The 2435-nt window shown below is 45.7% G+C and carries 1 protein-coding gene; it reads right to left on the reverse strand.

Annotation, left to right across the window (positions count from 1 at the left end; all coding sequences use genetic code 11):
- Positions 1 to 78: 78 nt before the first annotated feature.
- The gene (locus ACZND6_RS12770; protein WP_302987785.1) at positions 79 to 2277 is read right to left on the reverse strand and encodes an IS1634 family transposase; all 2199 of its coding nucleotides are present in this window, start codon (positions 2275 to 2277) and stop codon (positions 79 to 81) included.
- Positions 2278 to 2435: the final 158 nt, after the last annotated feature.

The raw sequence follows: 2435 nt of genomic DNA on the forward strand, positions 1-2435 counted from the left end.
CCTGTGTTTAGCCCCTTATATCGTGCAAAGCCCCGATAGACGGGGCTTATAGTAGATTTTCATTTTTTTCTTTTCGTGTTAACTCCTCAAGTTATTGTTCACTACACGTCGGTAGTTCTCTAAATACTCAGGAGCAAGCATGTTTTCTTCTGTCACAGAGTGGATTCCAAGGATTCTTTTGATTTCACCCGTTGAGCCGTACAGGGGAAGCTTATTTAACCCAACGGCTTCTAGAATTTGGTCGACAGCAAACGGAGTCTCCTCTCTATGCTTCTCGTAGGTGTGCCAGACATACCCATGATCTTCCAGAGCATTCTGGCTGAGACGGGCTTTTTTCTTTCCGGTGAACTCCGGCCTATGGAACTGCGGATCCAGACCCATATTCAGCCACATTTGAGGCATTCCGTCAGAGGAAGGAGTTGGAAGCACCAGGGCTTGAGCCAGGGCATGGGTTATTTTTTCAGCTGAGCAAGTGTATTTTTTAGCTTCAAGTTTTTCCTGAACCAGCCTCATAAGCATCAGGGACAGAACACACAGGTAGCAGTGAGCAACGATATGCTCTTTAAGACGAACGTGAACCGGACGGATGCTGAAGGAACTTTTCATTACTCGGAAGCAGTCTTCAATTCCTACCAGGCGGTGATATGTCGTCAGGACTTCTTCGTCAGTGAGCGCAGCAGCATCCTTGTCCTTGGGATGAGAGAAGACAAGTGCCGCGTAACCGGCATTTCTGCGCCGTTCCTCGATAATGTCTTGTTTTAGCCCGACGGCCCGATATTGCTCTTTTTCTTCCGGCGTCTGTGCGGCTTCTTTATTGGTTTGAAGTAAAGCTCGCCATCCGCTTTTGTAAGGGTTACCGGCCAGGTAGCCGTCGGAGACCGCCTTGGCAGCCTTTGAGATCTGCATTTCCAGATCCTTTAGTTCCCTTTCCCGACGAGCCGGACTAAATGTATAGACGATTTTGCAATTGATAGAACGCTGCTCTTTCTTTGGATTCCCGCTTTTAGTTGTTCCTTCTATTTCAACGTAAAACTTCTTAACGTGATCACAGACCTTGAAGCGGGCTTTGTCTTTATCAACGCTGCCTTCGGACTTGACTCGGAACATGCCTGAGTCATCGACGATGTAATTCCGATAGCCAGTGAGATCGAGCATCTCTTTCTCGAACTTTTCCTGCTGAGCGTTAATCTTTTGAGCGACGACGAAGCCGAGTTTCTCCTCTTGGATTTTCTCAAGCTTCTGTCCGGAATTAAGTCCTTTATCAGCCACAAAGTAAATGTCTTTGACCGAGTATTTCTTTTTTAAGCTCTCGATCATCTGCTCGACTGTATGTATCTCGGCGATATTGCCGGCATAGACCTTGCAGTCAATCGGGAAGCCCGTTTGGTCAATCGCAAGAGCTACCGTAACGATAGGCTGAGCAAAGCGGCTTTCCTTCGAGCGCCCGCGCATCCTCAGAACATCTTCTTTGTTAAGTTCAAGCTCATCAGTAAGATTTTCCAGAAATTCATTGCTTTCCAAATAAGCTTGTATTTCCTCGTTAGAAAGAGATTGATCACGCAGCCGAAGCGTGGTTTTTCTTGTGTACCGGATTACTTGCCAAGTGATGTCATCATAAGGCGTTTCAAACCAAGTATTCGTACAGTCGAAGAAGGCGACCTTAATCTGCCCCTTAGTTTGCTCCAGGCGGCTCTTGACGGCGTGCTTAATCAAACTCTCCCTGTGATCGTACACAAAGTCCAGAGCTCGGTAAAAATTATCCTGAACCACATTGTTCCAAGGACAATACAGGAAGTTACTTTTGGAGTTGCTTGCGCTGAAGTAGGACTTCGGATCGATAAGTTTTAGGGCACAAAGGTAGAACAGGAGGTCGTTAAGACGCCAGGTCTTGATTTCTGTTGAAGATTTTTGAAGGTACTCAATCTTATATTTCAGCCCCAGATCTTTCTCCCAGAGCGGCTTGAGCGCCAGATGACCGTAGTTAAGAGGAAAGAGCCGATTGAAATTGCTTATCCGGGTAGGTGCCGCATCAGTTTTTGCAACCGTATCGACCGCGGAGCTGATGTCTTTTTCTCGAAGTTTGAGTTCGAAGCTTTTTGCCAATTCCCGCTTTGCCTTTTTATCAAGGTAAGCGTTTCTGACTTCTTCGGGGAGTTTGTCAAAGTTGCCGAGGTTCTTAACAATCCGATTCGTGTGCGTGCCCTTCTTTTTCCCAGGGACGGTCTCGAGGAGGTAGAGGTAACGCTGATTTCGAATTTTCCTGATTGATAGAAACATCGAATGCTCCGAAAAACCTTTTAATATGAATAATTATACTATAAATTAACACGCCAATACGATAAGTTTAAAATTAAAGTAAGGGTAAAGGAAAACCGCTCTGTTCATTTGGGCGGCAATTAAATAAGATTAACCACTAAATCGTTACTAAAGACAGG

Source organism: Parasutterella sp., from assembly GCF_057870745.1.

What these genes read in the sequence shown, in the direction of transcription:
- ACZND6_RS12770 (WP_302987785.1), bottom strand. Translation starts at nt 2,277, where the DNA reads ATGTTTCTATCAATCAGGAAAATTCGAAATCAGCGTTACCTCTACCTC.